The organism is Streptomyces sp. ADI95-16, assembly GCF_003721495.1.
GTDB classification, from domain to species: Bacteria; Actinomycetota; Actinomycetes; order Streptomycetales; family Streptomycetaceae; genus Streptomyces; species Streptomyces goshikiensis.
In genome coordinates, this window is sequence record NZ_CP033581.1 from 4947067 (window position 1) to 4962851 (window position 15785).

General features: G+C 72.5%; 14 protein-coding genes. 9 read left to right on the forward strand and 5 right to left on the reverse strand.

What is annotated here, in order from left to right:
• Positions 1-200: 200 nt before the first annotated feature.
• The 4 genes from guaA to EES41_RS22135 all read left to right on the forward strand — a co-directional run bounded on the left by guaA (position 201) and on the right by EES41_RS22135 (position 4562).
• Positions 201-1787: a glutamine-hydrolyzing GMP synthase gene (gene guaA, locus EES41_RS22120; protein ID WP_037798048.1), complete on the forward strand. Its 1587-nt coding sequence runs from the start codon at positions 201-203 to the stop codon at positions 1785-1787.
• 144 nt (positions 1788-1931) lie between these two features.
• Positions 1932-2693, forward strand: a complete 762-nt coding sequence (locus EES41_RS22125; RefSeq protein ID WP_123079998.1) for a class II aldolase/adducin family protein — start codon at positions 1932-1934, stop codon at positions 2691-2693.
• 102 nt (positions 2694-2795) lie between these two features.
• The gene (locus EES41_RS22130; protein ID WP_174261718.1) at positions 2796-4052 is read left to right on the forward strand and encodes a hypothetical protein; all 1257 of its coding nucleotides are present in this window, start codon (positions 2796-2798) and stop codon (positions 4050-4052) included.
• Between the two features lie 18 nt (positions 4053-4070).
• The gene (locus tag EES41_RS22135; RefSeq protein WP_008739580.1) at positions 4071-4562 is read left to right on the forward strand and encodes a DoxX family membrane protein; all 492 of its coding nucleotides are present in this window, start codon (positions 4071-4073) and stop codon (positions 4560-4562) included.
• Here the strand turns inward: EES41_RS22135 and EES41_RS22140 are convergent.
• Positions 4508-4732, reverse strand: a complete 225-nt coding sequence (locus EES41_RS22140; RefSeq protein ID WP_037791967.1) for a hypothetical protein — start codon at positions 4730-4732, stop codon at positions 4508-4510. The genes EES41_RS22135 and EES41_RS22140 overlap by 55 nt on opposite strands.
• Positions 4719-6047: a PspC domain-containing protein gene (locus EES41_RS22145; protein WP_123079999.1), complete on the reverse strand. Its 1329-nt coding sequence runs from the start codon at positions 6045-6047 to the stop codon at positions 4719-4721. The genes EES41_RS22140 and EES41_RS22145 overlap by 14 nt, the downstream gene beginning before the upstream one ends.
• A gap of 131 nt (positions 6048-6178) precedes the next feature.
• On the opposite strand from EES41_RS22145, the gene EES41_RS22150 reads away from it, so the two are divergent.
• The 3 genes from EES41_RS22150 (at position 6179) to EES41_RS22160 (ending at position 9366) form a co-directional block, all read left to right on the forward strand.
• Positions 6179-7483, forward strand: a complete 1305-nt coding sequence (locus EES41_RS22150) for an ATP-binding protein (RefSeq protein ID WP_008739578.1) — start codon at positions 6179-6181, stop codon at positions 7481-7483.
• Positions 7480-8187: a response regulator transcription factor gene (locus EES41_RS22155; RefSeq protein WP_123080000.1), complete on the forward strand. Its 708-nt coding sequence runs from the start codon at positions 7480-7482 to the stop codon at positions 8185-8187. The genes EES41_RS22150 and EES41_RS22155 overlap by 4 nt, the downstream gene beginning before the upstream one ends.
• A 75-nt stretch (positions 8188-8262) precedes the next feature.
• Complete coding sequence (locus EES41_RS22160) at positions 8263-9366, forward strand: esterase family protein (RefSeq protein WP_254211537.1); 1104 nt, start codon at positions 8263-8265, stop codon at positions 9364-9366.
• A 19-nt stretch (positions 9367-9385) separates the two neighbouring features.
• Here EES41_RS22160 and EES41_RS22165 read toward each other — a convergent pair whose 3' ends face one another.
• Together EES41_RS22165 and EES41_RS22170 are read right to left on the reverse strand one after the other, a co-directional pair.
• Positions 9386-10462 (reverse strand): C40 family peptidase, encoded by a 1077-nt coding sequence (locus EES41_RS22165; RefSeq protein WP_123080002.1) that lies wholly within the window; start codon positions 10460-10462, stop codon positions 9386-9388.
• Positions 10463-10590: 128 nt separating this feature from the next.
• The gene (locus EES41_RS22170; protein WP_123082626.1) at positions 10591-10944 is read right to left on the reverse strand and encodes a hypothetical protein; all 354 of its coding nucleotides are present in this window, start codon (positions 10942-10944) and stop codon (positions 10591-10593) included.
• Positions 10945-11107: 163 nt separating this feature from the next.
• Here EES41_RS22170 and EES41_RS22175 point away from each other — a divergent pair, with 163 nt between their 5' ends.
• Both EES41_RS22175 and pcrA read left to right on the forward strand, forming a co-directional pair.
• Positions 11108-11425, forward strand: coding sequence for a helix-turn-helix transcriptional regulator (locus EES41_RS22175; protein ID WP_073773753.1), 318 nt, complete (start codon positions 11108-11110; stop codon positions 11423-11425).
• A gap of 60 nt (positions 11426-11485) precedes the next feature.
• Positions 11486-14041: a DNA helicase PcrA gene (gene pcrA / locus EES41_RS22180; protein WP_123080003.1), complete on the forward strand. Its 2556-nt coding sequence runs from the start codon at positions 11486-11488 to the stop codon at positions 14039-14041.
• A gap of 73 nt (positions 14042-14114) precedes the next feature.
• On the opposite strand, the gene EES41_RS22185 is transcribed toward pcrA, so the two are convergent.
• Positions 14115-15629 (reverse strand): peptidoglycan DD-metalloendopeptidase family protein, encoded by a 1515-nt coding sequence (locus tag EES41_RS22185; protein WP_164495907.1) that lies wholly within the window; start codon positions 15627-15629, stop codon positions 14115-14117.
• Positions 15630-15785: the final 156 nt, after the last annotated feature.

The window sequence follows — 15785 nt, forward strand, 5'->3', positions numbered from 1 at the left end:
GCGAGCATCACGATGACCCATGGCGACCGGACCGGCCGGTGCCATAGGTAAAGAGGAAGCTCAGCTGCTTGCGCATGGACGGATTATTACCCTCCGAGGCGCCCCCGGCCAACCCGGTTCGGCTGGTGAGACGAATACGGCCACCCGGCCCCCGTTAGAATCGACAAAACAACCCCCTCTTCCGCCGGAAGGCCTGCCCCGTGCCAGAAGCCACCTCCGCCACCCACGACAGCGCCCCGGACACGGTTCTCGTCGTCGACTTCGGCGCCCAGTACGCCCAGCTCATCGCCCGCCGCGTCCGCGAGGCACGGGTCTACAGCGAGATCGTGCCCAGCACCATGCCCGTGGCCGAGATGCTGGCCAAGAACCCCAAGGCGATCATCCTCTCCGGCGGTCCGTCCTCCGTGTACGAAGAGGGCGCCCCGCAGCTGGACCGTGCGATCTTCGAGGCCGGTGTCCCCGTCTTCGGCATGTGCTACGGCTTCCAGCTGATGGCGGTCACCCTCGGCGGCACCGTCGACAACACCGGCGCCCGCGAGTACGGCCGTACCCAGCTCGCCGTCTCCAAGCCCGGCTCCACCCTGTTCGAGGGCACCCCCGAGAACCAGTCGGTGTGGATGTCGCACGGCGACGCCTGCTCCGCCGCGCCCGAGGGCTTCACCGTCACCGCGTCGACCGGCGTCGTCCCGGTCGCGGCCTTCGAGAACGACGAGAAGAAGCTGTACGGCGTGCAGTACCACCCCGAGGTGATGCACTCCACGCACGGCCAGCAGGTCCTGGAGCACTTCCTCTACCGCGGCGCCGGCCTGAAGCCCACCTGGACCACCGGCAACATCGTCGAGGAGCAGATCGCGGCCATCCGCGAGCAGGTCGGCGACAAGCGCGCCATCTGCGGCCTCTCCGGCGGCGTGGACTCCGCGGTCGCCGCGGCCCTCGTGCAGAAGGCCATCGGTTCCCAGCTGACCTGCGTGTACGTCGACCACGGCCTGATGCGCAAGGGCGAGACCGAGCAGGTCGAGAAGGACTTCGTCGCCGCCACCGGCGTGCAGCTGAAGGTCGTCGACGCCCAGGAGCGCTTCCTGAACGCGCTCGCCGGCGTCTCCGACCCGGAGACCAAGCGGAAGATCATCGGCCGCGAGTTCATCCGCGTCTTCGAGCAGGCCCAGCTGGAGATCCTCCAGGAGGACGGCCCCGCGGTCGCCTTCCTCGTGCAGGGCACCCTGTACCCGGACGTCGTCGAGTCCGGCGGCGGCACCGGCACCGCCAACATCAAGTCCCACCACAACGTGGGCGGCCTCCCCGACGACATCGAGTTCGAGCTCGTCGAGCCGCTGCGCCAGCTGTTCAAGGACGAGGTCCGGATGGTCGGCCAGGAGCTCGGCCTGCCGGACGAGATCGTCCAGCGCCAGCCCTTCCCCGGCCCCGGCCTCGGCATCCGCATCGTCGGCGAGGTCACCAAGGAGCGCCTGGACCTGCTCCGCGAGGCCGACGCCATCGCCCGCCACGAGCTCACCGCGGCCGGCCTGGACCGCGAGATCTGGCAGTGCCCGGTCGTCCTGCTCGCGGACGTCCGCAGCGTCGGCGTCCAGGGCGACGGCCGCACCTACGGCCACCCGATCGTGCTGCGCCCCGTCTCGTCCGAGGACGCGATGACCGCAGACTGGACGCGCATGCCGTACGAGGTGCTCGCCCGGATCTCGACCCGCATCACCAACGAGGTGGCGGACGTGAACCGCGTGGTCCTGGACTGCACGAGCAAGCCCCCGGGCACCATCGAGTGGGAGTAGTCCCCACCCGGCCCCGCCGCCCGTGACGAAGCCGCCGTTCCCCCCGGGGAGCGGCGGCTTCGCCGTGCGTACGGCTATGGCCTCTTCGGCCGGCCGCCGGTACCTTGCGCCGCGACCCGAAGCCGCGACCTGAAGGAGGGGGCCATGGCCGAGCGACCCGTACCCGTGCCCGTGGAGCGGCTGGGCTTCGAGATGCCGCCGGTGTTCGCCACCGCCGCCGAGGAACGCGCGCACCGCAAGGAGCGGCTCGCCGGGGCGCTGCGGCTGCTGGGCCGGCTCGGGTACGAGGACGGGGTGGCCGGGCACGTCACCGCCCGGGACCCGGAGTTCGAGGACTGCTACTGGGTGAACCCCTTCGGGCGGGCCTTCGCCGGCCTGACCCCCGGGGAGCTGCTGCTCGTCGACGGGGAGGGCCGCGTGCTGGAGGGGCAGCGCCGGGTCAACGAGCTGGCCTTTGCCCTGCACGCGGCCGTGCACCGGGAGCGCCCCGGGGTGGTGGCCGTGGTGCGCGCGCAGGCCCCGTACGGCAGGGCGCTGGCGGCCCTCGGCGAACTGCTGGCCCCCGTCACCCACGAGGCCTGCGCCTTCTACGAGGACCACGCCCTCGTGGACGCGTACACGGGCCCCGAGGACGCCCCCGCGATCGGCCGCGCCCTCGGCCCGTACAAGGCGCTGGTCCTGCGCCACCACGGGCTGCTGACCGTCGGGGACTCCGTGGACGCCGCGGTCTGGTGGTTCGTCGCGGCGGAACGGGCGGCGCGGGTGCAGCTGACGGCCGGCGCGGCCGGGAAACCGCAGCTCATCGGCCACCGGGCGGCGCTCGCCACCCGGGAGCGGTTCGGCTCCGATCTGGCGGCCTGGGTGAACTACCAGCCGCTGTGGCAGACGGTGGCGTCAACATCATGAACGGTTAATCACCTGCTCTGACATCGTGCGCAATCCGGAACACTGCCGCAGTGGTGCACAATTCGCTGGCATCGCACCGTAGTTCAGAGAGGCGGCACGTACGTGGCTGTCCAAGAGATGTCCCGGGGTACCCATACCGCCGCCTGCCTCTGCGAGGTGTGCGCCCGGGTGGGTCACCGGCGCGCGGTCGCCGCGTTCCTGGAGAAGCGCGACGAGTTCGCCGCCGGGCAGGGGCTGCCGGCCGCCGTCGCCCACTCCCTCGGCGCGTCCCGCCAGTGGGTCTCCGACGAGCTGACGCTGTCGGCCCGTACGGTCGCCGACCGGGGCCGGGAGGCCGGCACCTCCTGGCTGTACCTGTTCTCCCGGCGGGCCGTGCTCGCCGTGTGGATCGCCGCCGGGACCCTGCTGGTGGTGCAGGTCGGCGCCGCGCTGGGCACCGGCTGGTCCACCGCCCGCACCGCCGGGCTGCTCGCCGCGCTGGTGCTGGCCGGGCTGCTCACGGTCGCCGCCCGTGCGCAGTCGCTGCGCGGCGGGCTGCTGGCCCCGATCGTCGGCGAGGACAACCGGCTGTCCACCTCGAAGGCGGTGCCCAGCGCCTGGCTCGTGCTGACGGCGTTCGCCGCGCTGCTGCCCGCCCTGCGGCTGGCCGCGTCCTCGCCGGGGCCCGAACGGCAGGCGCTGTACCAGGGCTTCGCGCTCGGGCGGGCGCTGCCGCTGCTGGCGGTGGTGGCGCTGACCTCGGGGGTGGCGGTGCTGGTGCGCCGCGTGGTCTGCGTACGGATCATGAGCCAGAAGCTGCAGAAGCTGCCCGCGGACCGGCCCTGCGGGGCCGACCTGCTGACGGACGACGCCGGGCGCGGCAGCTTCCCCGACGCGCAGTACGTCCTGGTCTCCACCGTCGTCGTGGTCTACGCGGGGGTGTCGCTGGCCCGGTTCCCGGACCGGCTGCCGCAGCTGCCGTGGGCGCTGGCGCTGCTGGTCGCGCTGTCGGCCGCGGTGTACCTGGCGGCCAAGTACGCGGAGGGCAGCCGCCCGCTCGTGCTGTCGGTGGTGCGCAGACGGGAGCCCGGGGATCTGGACGCGGCCGTCCGGCCCGGGGACGACATCGAGATCCGGGGCGTCGGGTTCGTGCCGCCCGGGGCGCAGACGCCGGAGATGCTGGCCCGGCTGGTGGTCCGGATCGGGGCGGTCCACGTCCATGTGCCGCTGGTTCCGGTGGCCGGCGGGTTCACCAACCCCTCCGACGCGGTGCTGACCGTCCTGGTGCCCGCCGAAGTGGAACCCGGCCGTGTCGATGTCCAGGTGGTCACCGCCGCCGGAGTGGAATCCAACCGCTGCACCATCGACGTGGCGGAGTGATCGGGGTACACATGTCCCGTGACCCGAACTGACGTACTTTCCGGGCTGAGGGAACGAGCCGCCAGGCACGCCCTCCTGCCGCTGCGGATCTTCCTCGGAGTGACCTTCGTCTACGCCGGTCTGGACAAGCTGACGGACTCCGCGTTCCTGTCCGCCGACGGCCCCGGCTCCATCGGCGAGCTGATGCGCGGGGTGCGCGACACCTCCGCGGTCCCGGCCCTGGTCGACACGGCCCTGAACGCGCCCGTCGGCTTCGCCGTGGCCCTGGCCGTCGGGGAACTGCTGGTCGGCCTCGGTACCCTCGCCGGTCTGCTGACCCGGATCGCGGCCACCGGCGGGGCGCTGATCGCGCTCAGCCTGTGGCTCACGGTCTCCTGGGCGGTCACCCCGTACTACTACGGCAACGACCTGGTCTACCTGATGGCCTGGACCCCGCTGATCCTCGCCGGGGCGCCCTACCTCTCGCTGGACTCGCTGATCCGGTCACGCCGGTCCCGGCGCACCGCGTAGGTGGTCATCCCGACCAGCATGGCGAGCGTGAGCCCGCCCGCGGCCATCGGGACGACCGCGTACCAGGGCAGATCGGCCCGGCCCGTCGCGTCGAGCAGGTAGAGCACGCCCACCGCGAGCAGGACCAGCCCCGCGATCAGCCGTCCGGGCTGGAACTCATGACGCCGCACGGGCCACCTCCACCTGTCCCACACCCGCCGCGAGGTGCAGCTCGATCGTCCCGCCGGCCTCGGTGCCGGCGGCGGGCGGCAGGGTCACCTGCCGCTGTTCGCCCCCGCTGCGGACCCGTACGTCCCCTTCGCGGTCCCCGGGCAGCTGTACGTCGCCCAGCGTGCGGATGCCGATGTCGGCCCGGGCGGTGACCTCCCGGGGCACGATCACCTTGAGCCGCCCCGCGTCGATGCCGGCGCGGACCTTCAGCGTGGCGCCCTTCGGGACGTCCAGGCGGCTCAGGTCGAGCGTCGCCAGCCCCGTCCCCGCCTCGTACGCGGGCCGTACGTCCTGCACCGCGGCCGGGCGCCATTCGACGTACCGCCAGTCGGTGCCGATCTCGCGGGGCAGCGCGGAGGCGCCCGCCAGCAGCCCGGCGGTGATCATCGCCAGCAGGACGGTGCCGAAGCCGGTACGGCCCTTGAGCGAGCTGACCAGCAGCCCCAGGCCGAAGACGGCCAGCGTGGTGGCGAGACCGATCTGGAGGGCGTGCCCCAGCGCGCTGCCGTGCCACACCGTGGCGGTGGCGACGCCCCCGGCCAGCACCGCCAGGACGAACAGCCGGCCGCCGATGCCGCCCCGGGGCACAGCCGGGGTACGGACCCGCTCCCGGGCCTCCGCCGGGACGCCGGGGGCGGCGGCCGGAGCCACGTCGTCGTCGGGGCCCCACAGGTAGCCGGACGAGCCGACCGGGCCGGTCGTACCGTCCTTGACCAGCGGGTCCCGCCACCACGACGGGCCGCCGGGGGTGGGCGGCGCCTGCGTCTCGGGCGGCGCCGGACTGTGCGCGGCCCGCTGTGCGGCGCGCTGCGCGGCCGGGGCCGCCGGCGCCTGCGGGGGCTGTGCGGCGCGGCCGCGCTGCGACCAGTACGCCCCGGCGCCGACCGCCACGATCACCAGCGCCGAGAAGACCCCCAGCCCGCCGTTGTCCAGCATCGACAGGAACAGCGCGCAGCCGATCAGGGCCGCGAACACCGCCGCCAGGGTGGCGCCCTCGACCCGGCCGGTGAGCAGCTTCTTCGCCTCGCTGTCCTCCTCGCCCTCCAGGGGCAGCAGCAGCCACGCGAAGCCGTAGAAGATCAGGCCGATGCCGCCCGTCACGGCCAGCACCCCGAGCACGATCCGGAAGATCACCGGGTCCAGGTCGAAGTACCGGCCCAGGCCGCCGCACACGCCCGCGAGGACTTTGTCGCGCCTGCCGCGCCGCAGGGGCGGTCGCCCGTCGGGTGTCGAGGGGGGCCCGGGATCCACCGGGGCACCGTGAACGTCGGTCATGTGTCCATCGTGACGGCCGCAGCCGCCCCCCGGCACCGGGCCCGACCCTGGTCCGACCCTGATATCCCCCGGGGCGGACTGGGGGGATGCCCTGATGCCGGGCGCCCCTCGCGCGTGTGACCATCGGTGACATGCCCGCAGCAGCCGCGTCCCGTCCCCCGCACCCCCAGGCCCCGCCCGAGAACACCGAGACCCCGCAGCGCAAGCTCTACCGCAGCGCCGACGGCCGGATGCTCGGCGGTGTCGCGCGCGGGCTCGCCGGGCACCTCGGGCTGCCGGTGATCTGGGTCCGGCTCGCCTTCCTCGGCCTGTTCATGTTCGGGGACGGCCTCGGCGTGCTGCTCTACGCCGCGTTCTGGGTGTTCGTACCGCTCGGCGTCGGCGGCGGCAGCGGACACCGCTCCCTCTTCGAGACCCGCGCCGACGGCAGCCTGCGGCTGCGCAAACCCGCCAAGGGGCAGATCACCGCCCTGATCGCGCTGTGCGTCGGCGTCGCGATCTTCAGCGCCAAGGTGCAGGCCGGCGGCGCCGGCGGCCGCTACATCTGGCCGACGCTGCTGGTCGGCGCCGGCGTGGTGCTCGTGTGGCGCCAGGCCGACAACGCCCGCCGCGCCCACTGGAGCGCCGCCGCCGGCCGGCACGCCCGGCTGCTCCAGATCGGCCGGGGCCTCGCCGGGGTCGCGCTCGTCGGCGTCGGCCTGACCGTGTTCATCGTCGTACGGGGCTCCGCCGCCCAGCTGGGCAACGTACTCACCGCCGCCCTCGCCGTCCTCGTCGGCGTCGCCCTGCTCGCCGGACCCTGGCTGATCCGGATGACCCAGGACCTCTCCGAGGAGCGCCTGATGCGCATCCGCGCCCAGGAGCGCGCCGAGGTCGCCGCCCACGTCCACGACTCCGTGCTGCACACCCTCACCCTGATCCAGCGGGGCGCGGAGGACGCCGGAGAGGTGCGCCGGCTCGCGCGGGCCCAGGAACGGGAGCTTCGGAACTGGCTCTACAAGCCCGAGGGCACCGGCAAGGACGAGGCGGAGGAGCCGGCCACGCTCGCCGAGGCCGTGAAGAAGACCGCCGCCGAGGTCGAGGACCACCACGGGGTCCAGATCGAGGTCGTCGTCGTCGGTGACTGCCCGCTCGACGACGGGCTGTCCGCGCAGGTGCAGGCCGCGCGCGAGGCGATGGTCAACGCCGCCAAGTACGGTGGCGAGAGCGGGCCCGTCCAGGTCTACGCCGAAGTGGAGGGGCAGACGGTGTTCGTGTCCGTACGGGACCGGGGACCGGGATTCGACATCGACGCGGTACCCGACGACCGCATGGGCGTACGAGAATCGATCATCGGCCGGATGCAGCGCAACGGCGGGACCGCACGACTGCGGTCCGCGCCCGGCGGCGGCACGGAAGTCGAGCTGGAGATGGAGAGGGCGGCGAACACAGCATGACCGAGGAGACCACGACCGGTTCGGGTGCGGGGACACCGGAGACCAGGAGGGTCCGGGTGGTGCTCGTCGACGACCACCGGATGTTCCGCACCGGCGTCCAGGCCGAGATCGGCGAGACCGCCCGCACCGGCGTCGAGGTCGTCGGCGAGGCCGCCGACGTCGACCAGGCCGTCACCGTCATCACCGCCACCCGCCCCGAGGTGGTGCTCCTCGACGTGCACCTGCCCGGCGGCGGCGGGGTCGAGGTGCTGCGCCGCTGCGCCCCGCTGATGTCGGCGGCCGAACACCCGGTGCGGTTCCTGGCCCTGTCGGTGTCGGACGCCGCCGAGGACGTCATCGGAGTCATCCGGGGCGGCGCCCGCGGCTACGTCACCAAGACCATCACCGGCACCGACCTGGTGGACTCCGTCTTCCGGGTCCAGGACGGGGACGCGGTGTTCTCGCCCCGGCTGGCCGGCTTCGTGCTCGACGCCTTCGCCTCGACGGACGCGCCGCCCGTGGACGAGGACCTGGACCGCCTGACGCAGCGCGAGCGCGAGGTGCTGCGGCTGATCGCGCGCGGGTACGCGTACAAGGAGATCGCCAAGCAGCTGTTCATCTCGGTGAAGACGGTGGAATCGCACGTCTCGGCGGTGCTGCGCAAGCTCCAGCTGTCCAACCGGCACGAGCTCACCCGGTGGGCGACGGCGCGCCGGCTGGTCTGACCGGCGCCGTTGTGATCCACGACGCACGCGGCCCGGGCAACCGGGCCGCACCGCACGCTCCTCTTGGGGGGCGTGATGAGTCTGACGGGGACCCCCCTCTTCGCGACGGTGATCGCCCTGGCCGTGGTGGCCGTCGTCCTGCCGCTGGCGCTGTGGGCCAGGGTGCGCGGGCCCGCCGCCGTACGCCTCGCCACCCGGGCCCTGATGCTGCTGTTCGCCCAGGCGACCGCCATCGCGCTGGTCTTCGTCGGCATCAACAACGACCAGAACTTCTACACCTCCTGGGCCGACCTGTTCGGCACCGGGAAGTACGTCACCGCCGCCCATGACCTCGGCGCGGACGGCCTCGGCGGCAAGAAGGTGGAGGCCGAACCGAAGGTCCTCCAGGAGTTCACCGCCGTCGACGGCCTCGGCGGGCGGGTCCGCAAGACCGAGCTCGACGGGAAGATCTCCGGGGTCAAGGGCGACGTCATGGTGTGGCTGCCGCCGCAGTACGACGACCCGGCGTGGAAGGACCGCACGTTCCCCGTCGTCGAGCTGATCCCCGGCATCCCCGGCACCGGCAAGTCCTGGTTCCAGGGGCTCAAGGCCCACGAGAAGCTGGAGCCGCTGATGAAGAGCGGCAAGGTGCAGCCGTTCATCCTGGTGTCGCCGCGCGCCATGCTGCTCGGGGACACCGACACCGGCTGCGCCAACATCCCGGGCAAGGTCAACGCGGACAGCTGGTTCAGCGTCGACGTCCGCAAGATGGTGACCGACAACTTCCGCGCGTCGGGGGAGGCCCGCCACTGGGGCGTGGCCGGCTACTCGGCGGGCGCCTACTGCGCCGCCAAGCTGGCGATCGCCCACCCCGACCGCTACAGCGCCGCCGTCTCGCTGTCCGGCTACAACGACCCGGGCCAGGAGCCCACGTCGCTGATCGCCAAGGACCCGAGGACGCGAAAGAGCCACAACCTGGTCAGCCTCATGAAGGCCGCCCCGGCCCCGCCCGCGGTGGCGCTGTGGATGTCGGGCGCCGAGCACGACGGCTACCTGTCCGGGCTCGACCTGGGCGCGGTGTCGAAGGCGCCGACGGTGGTGCACGCGGAGAAGGTGGGCGGCGGCCACAACATGGACACCTGGACGCGGCAGCTGCCGCAGACCTTCGAGTGGCTGGGCACGGTGGTCAAGACGCCGTAGCCGCCGGGGCCCGGGCGGCCTACGAGGGGCGGGAGGCGCCGGCCCAGGGCATCGAGTCCACCGGGGCCAGCCGGACCGTGGAGCCGGGGCGCGGGGCGTGGATCATCTGGCCGTTGCCGACGTACAGGCCGACGTGCGTCACCCCGGAGTAGAAGAACACCAGGTCACCCGGGGCCAGTTGGTCGCGCGGGACGCGCCGGCCGGCGTTGATCTGGGTGTAGGTGGTGCGGGGCAGGGAGACCCCGGCCGCGCGCCAGGCCGCCTGGGTCAGGCCCGAGCAGTCGAAGGAGCCCGGGCCCGTCGCGCCCCAGACGTACGGCCTGCCGATCGCTCCGTACGCGAAGGACACGGCGCGGGCGGCGCGCGAGCCGTCGGCGGGCGGCGGGGTCTGGGCGACCGGTCCGGCGGGGGAGCTCCCGGCGGCCGGGCGGGTGTCGGCCGTACCGGCCGGGTTTCCGGCCGACCGGGCCTCGTACGCGGCGCGCTCCTCGGCGGTGAGCCTGGCCAGCAGCCGCCGGGCGGCGGAGAGCTTCTCCTCGATGGCGGCCTTGTGCTCCGCGAGTTCGTCCTGGCGGGCGCGGAGGTCGGCGGCCTTCCCGCCGGCCTGCGCGCGCAGCTTCCCGACCTCGTCGAGCCGGCGGCGTACGGAGGCGATCTCGGCGGCGCCGCGGTCGCCGGTGCGGGACATGAAGGCGGCCCGGTCCAGGTAGTCCTGCGGGTCCTGCGCCGTGGCCAGCTGGACGGCGGGGCCCAGGTTTCCGGCGCGGTACTGGTTCGCGGCCAGGGAGCCGAGCGCGCGGCGGGCGTCGTTCAGCCGGTCGGTCCTGCGGGCCGTCTCGTCGCGGAGGGTGGTCAGCGCGCGCTGGGCCTCGTCGGCCTTCTCCTTCGCCCCGTTGTACTGCTCGGTCGCGGCCTCGGCCTCCTCGTAGAGCCGGTCCACCTCGGCCTTGACCTGGGCGGGGGAGAGCTGGGGCTCGGCCTGGGAGGTGCCTTCGAAGGCGGTGGCGGTGGCAGCGCCCGCGAGGGCGAGGGTGGCGGCGGTCCGTACGGTGCCGCCGGACAGCGGGCGCTGCCTGGGCTTTCGATGACTGGCCACGAGGGCCTCACGTCCTTCCTCCGTCGGGGCTCGGAGGAGGACGCTAGACCCGTCGGTAACGGGCGGATGACGAGATGATCCGAAGTGACTGGACACGGCCGGATTCGACCGGATCCGACTGGCGGGGGTCAGTGCCAGAGAACGGCGATGAAGATATTGACCACGGTCAGTCCGCCGACCGCCCCGAACAGCGCCTTCTCCACCCGCTCCTCGTCACGCTTGAGGTAGACGAGGGCGAGGATGACGAAGAGGATCGCCATCTTCACGCCGATCTTGACGTTGTTGACGGCCGCGCCGTCCATCTCGCGGAAGCCGACGAGGAGCGCGCCGGTGACGAGCATGGTCAGCGCGCCGTGCAGCATCGCGGGTATGAAGCGCGCGGTGCCCGCGCTCATGGCCTTCATCTGGGTCATGAAGCCGCCGAGGAGGGCGGCGATTCCGACGATGTGCAGGCCGACGAAGACATTGATCAGTACGTTCATTCCGCCGAGCGTACGGGGCGCCTTCCGGCGCACCGCGGCGGCCTCCGGGCGGTCCGCGGAGGGCCCTCGGGCGGTCTGCGGGCGGCGTTCGCGCGGTCCGCGGGCGGCGTTCGCGCGGTCCGCGGGCGGCCGTGGCCGTTCGAGATCTGCGTACAGTGGGCGCATGGCCGCCGCGACTGAGCTGACCCACCCCGCCGCCGACCGGATCGAGCTGGTCGAGGTCCTCGCGGCGCTCGGGCACCCCGCCCGGATGGACATCGTCCGCAAACTGGCCTCCGCAGAGGCGGTCTACTGCGGCGAGGTGGTCCCGGACCTGCCCCGCTCCAGCGTCACGCACCACCTGAAGACGCTGCGCGAGAGCGGTGTGATCCGGCAGGAACCCCAGGGCCGCCGGACCTGCCTGGCGCTGCGCCGGGAGGACCTCCAGGCCCGCTTCCCGGGTCTGCTGGAGCTGGTGCTCGCCCACGCCCAGGCGGGATGACGCGGTGATTTTCCGGTGCCGGGACCGGCTGTCGGTCCCGCCCCCTAGACTCGGAATGCGATGAGCAGCCTCTTTGACGACAGTTTCCTGGCGGACCTCACCCCCTCCGACGAGGTCCCGCCGCCGCCCGAGGAGCACGCCGCCCCGGAACCGGGCGCGGACGATCTCTTCGGGGGCCGGTTCGACGTACCCCTGAGCAGGGACGAGTACTACCGGGACGGCGCCCCCCGGCCCGTCATCGACCCGGCGGCGCTCCTGGAGGGCCTGAACACCGAGCAGGCCGCGGCCGTGGTGCACGCGGGATCCCCGCTGCTCATCGTGGCCGGCGCCGGCTCCGGCAAGACCCGTGTGCTGACCCACCGCATCGGCCACCTGCTGGCCGCGCGGGGCGTCCACCCGGGCCAGATCCTGGCGATCACCTTCACCAACAAGGCCGCCGGTGAGATGAGGGAGCGCGTCGAAGGCCTCGTCGGCCCGCGCGCGAACGCCATGTGGGTCTCGACCTTCCACAGCGCGTGCGTGCGCATCCTGCGCCGCGAGTCCAAGCGGCTCGGCTTCACCTCGTCGTTCTCGATCTACGACGCGGCCGACTCGAAGCGCCTGATGGCGCTCGTCTGCCGTGACATGGACCTGGACCCGAAGAAGTTCCCGCCCAAGGCCTTCAACGCCAAGATCTCGAACCTGAAGAACGAGCTGATCGACGACGAGGCCTTCGCGGCCCAGGCAGTCGACGGCTTCGAGAAGACGCTCGCCCAGGCGTACGCGCTCTACCAGGGGCGGCTGCGCGAGGCGAACGCGCTCGACTTCGACGACATCATCATGACGACGGTGCACCTGCTCCAGGCCTTCCCGGATGTCGCCGAGCACTACCGGCGCCGCTTCCGGCACGTCCTGGTCGACGAGTACCAGGACACCAACCACGCCCAGTACACCCTCGTGCGCGAGCTGGTCGGCACCGGCTACCCCGACCTGCCGCCCGCCGAACTGTGCGTGGTGGGTGACGCCGACCAGTCCATCTACGCCTTCCGCGGCGCGACCATCCGCAACATCCTCCAGTTCGAGGAGGACTACAAGGACGCGACGACGATCCTGCTGGAGCAGAACTACCGCTCCACGCAGACGATCCTCTCCGCCGCCAACGCGGTCATCGAGCGCAACGAGAACCGTCGCGCCAAGAACCTGTGGACCGATGCCGGCAGTGGCGCGGTCATCACCGGGTACGTCGCGGACACCGAGCACGACGAGGCGCAGTTCGTCGCCGACGAGATCGACCGGCTCACCGACGCCGACGACGCCAAGGCCGGTGACGTCGCGATCTTCTACCGGACCAACGCGCAGTCGCGCGTGTTCGAGGAGATCTTCATCCGGGTCGGGCTGCCCTACAAGGTCGTCGGCGGCGTCCGCTTCTACGAGCGCAAGGAGGTCCGGGACGTCCTCGCGTACCTGCGCGTCCTCGCGAACCCGGAGGACAACGTCCCGCTGCGCCGGATCCTGAACGTGCCCAAGCGCGGCATCGGCGAGCGCGCGGAAGCGATGATCGACGCGCTCGCGATGCGCGAGAAGATCACCTTCCCGCAGGCGCTGCGGCGGGTCGACGAGGCCTTCGGCATGGCCGCGCGCTCGACGAACGCCGTGAAGCGGTTCAACGTCCTGATGGAGGAGCTCCGGACGATCGTCGACTCCGGGGCCGGTCCGGCGGTGGTCCTGGAAGCGGTGCTGGAGCGTACGGGCTACCTCGCCGAGCTCCAGGCGTCCACCGACCCGCAGGACGAGACGCGGATCGAGAACCTCCAGGAACTGGCGGCGGTGGCCCTGGAGTTCGAGCAGGCGCGGGCGACCGCGGCCGCCGAGGCCGCCGAGAACGGCGCCCCGCCGGTGGGCCCGGGCACCCTCTCCGAGTTCCTGGAGCAGGTCGCCCTGGTGGCCGACTCCGACCAGATCCCGGACGAGGACACCGAGGGCACGGGCGTCATCACCCTCATGACCCTCCACACCGCCAAGGGCCTGGAGTTCCCGGTGGTCTTCCTCACCGGCATGGAGGACGGGGTCTTCCCGCACATGCGGTCGCTGGGGCAGACCAAGGAACTGGAGGAGGAGCGGCGCCTGGCGTACGTGGGCATCACGCGCGCCCGGGAGCGGCTGTACCTGACCCGGTCCTCGATGCGCAGCGCGTGGGGGACCCCCTCGTACAACCCGCCCTCGCGGTTCCTGGAGGAGATCCCGGCGGAGTACCTCCAGTGGAAGCGGACCGGCGCGACGCAGAAGCCGGCGGGCCCGATGCGCGGTTCCGGGTACGGGGCGGGGTCCGGGTCGGGTTCCGGCTTCGGCTCGGGCTCCGGCTCCGGCTCCGGGAAGGCTTCGTTCGGGACCTCGCCCGAGGCGTTCCTGTCCTCGTCTCGCACGAAGGCGGGCCCCTCGGGGTTCGCGACGCGACGCGCGGCCGACAAGCCGGTGATCTCGCTCGTCGTCGGAGACCGGGTCACGCACGACCAGTTCGGGCTGGGCACCGTGATGGAGGTCAAGGGAGCCGGCGCGGACGCGCAGGCCACCGTCGACTTCGGGGACGACAAGCCGAAGCGGCTGCTGCTGCGCTACGCGCCGGTGCAGAAGCTGTAGGTGCGGGGGCCGGGTCCGGCGCCGGGGCCCGGGCAGGGCCCCGGGCGGGAGCCCGCGCCCGCGCCCGCCTCGGTCAGTTCGGGTCCAGGTCGTGGCTGCGCAGCCACGGCAGGGGGTCGATCGCCGCGCCGCCGCCGGGCCGTACCTCGAAGTGGAGGTGCGGGCCGGTGGAGTTGCCCGAGTTGCCGGAGTACGCGATGACGTCACCGGCCTTGACCTTGCCGGACCGGATCTTGGTGCTGCTCAGGTGGCAGTACCAGGTCTCGGTGCCGTCGGGGGAGGTCACTATGGCCATGTTCCCGTAGGCGCTGTTCCACTGGGTGCGCACGGTGCCGTCGGTGGCGGCCATGACCGGGGTCCCGTAGCCGACCGGGAAGTCGATGCCGGTGTGCACCGACATCCACATGCCGCCGGCCTGCCCGAAGGTGGCGCTCAGGCCGTGCTGCGCGACGGGGATCGCGAACTTGGGGCGGGCCGCTTCCTTGGCCGCAGCCTCCTCCGCCTTCCGCTTCTTCTCGTCTTCCTGGCGCTGGTGGAGGTCGATGCGCTCCTGCGTGCGGCTCGCGCGGTCCGCGAAGTCGCCCGCGTCGGCGCTGAGCGCGGCCAGCTGGGTGTCGAGCTTGCTGTTCGCGGCGACCGGCTTGACCGAGGCCGGGTCGGGCGCGGCGAGGGTGGTGACCTCTTCGCCCGTCTTGCCGCCGGTGTCGGTGAGCCCGCCGACGGACGCGGCGGCGACTCCGGCGACGCCCATGACGCAGACGGAGGGCACGGCGACGGTCAGCAGGGCGGAACGCTTCGCCGGGGTGCGGCGGCGGCTGTTTCCGCCCTTGGCGGCGGCGGCCCGGCGCGCGGCGCGCGACTCGGTGCTCGGCGCGGGGCTGGGGGTGACCGGCATGGCCTGGGTGGGCAGATCGTGCACGGCGGCGGGATCGAACTCGAACTCGGTGTCGAAGTCGAACTCGGGCTCGGGCTCGAACTCGTGCTTGAGCCCGGTCTCGGTCTCGGTCTCCGGTTCCGGGATGAACTCGGCCTCGGGCGCGGCGTACTCGTACGGCGCCTGCTGGTGCTCCTGGTACTCCCCGTAGGAGTAGGCGGCGGCCTCGGGCTGGGGCTGCGGCTGCTGCGGGGCCTCTTCCTGGACGACGGTGTTCCAGGTGGTGGCGTCATAGGCGCCGGTCTCGGAGGCGGTGGTGCCGTAGCCGGGCATCGCCCAGTGCCCGGTCTGCTCGCCGGAGGTGTCGTAGCCGAAACCGGCCGACGGGTACTGGGTGTTGGCCTCGTTCGCCGTGGTCCAGGCGCTCGTGTCCGTCTCCCAGCCACCGCCGGGAGGTGCCCCCAGCCCGGTGCCGTCGGCGGAGACGCCCTGGCTCGGGATGGTGGAGAGGTACGCGTCCTGCTGCGGGTAACTGTCCTGCGTGGTCCAGGCGGTGGTGTCGTACGCGCCGGTCTCATAGGAGTTGTACGCGTAGTTGTACCCCTGGCCCTGCGTTTCATAGGAAACGTAGCCGGTGTCACCAGCGAAAGTGGTGGTGGAAAGGCCGTCATACCCCAGATCGGGGTACTGGCCCGACGATGGGCGGTCGTTCACCAACTTCTCTTTCGCCTCGGCGGTGGGGGGCCTGGGTGGCCGGGGAATGGGAGGTTCCCCGGAGGAGAGCAGTGGCGTGACTGTACCCGCCGGTTACGTGCGACGACAATCTTCGGCGGGCTTCCTCCTCGCGAGAACCGGGCATTCGGCCGCCTT

Excerpts from the sequence above, each read along its gene's own strand:
- pcrA (WP_123080003.1), top strand. The coding sequence starts at position 11,486 with ATGAGCAGCCTCTTTGACGACAGTTTCCTGGCGGACCTCACCCCCTCC.
- EES41_RS22160 (WP_254211537.1), top strand. The coding sequence starts at position 8,263 with ATGAGTCTGACGGGGACCCCCCTCTTCGCGACGGTGATCGCCCTGGCC.
- EES41_RS22175 (WP_073773753.1), top strand. The coding sequence starts at position 11,108 with ATGGCCGCCGCGACTGAGCTGACCCACCCCGCCGCCGACCGGATCGAG.
- EES41_RS22170 (WP_123082626.1), bottom strand. The coding sequence starts at position 10,944 with ATGAACGTACTGATCAATGTCTTCGTCGGCCTGCACATCGTCGGAATC.
- EES41_RS22145 (WP_123079999.1), bottom strand. The coding sequence starts at position 6,047 with ATGACCGACGTTCACGGTGCCCCGGTGGATCCCGGGCCCCCCTCGACA.
- EES41_RS22150 (WP_008739578.1), top strand. The coding sequence starts at position 6,179 with ATGCCCGCAGCAGCCGCGTCCCGTCCCCCGCACCCCCAGGCCCCGCCC.
- EES41_RS22155 (WP_123080000.1), top strand. The coding sequence starts at position 7,480 with ATGACCGAGGAGACCACGACCGGTTCGGGTGCGGGGACACCGGAGACC.
- EES41_RS22125 (WP_123079998.1), top strand. The coding sequence starts at position 1,932 with ATGGCCGAGCGACCCGTACCCGTGCCCGTGGAGCGGCTGGGCTTCGAG.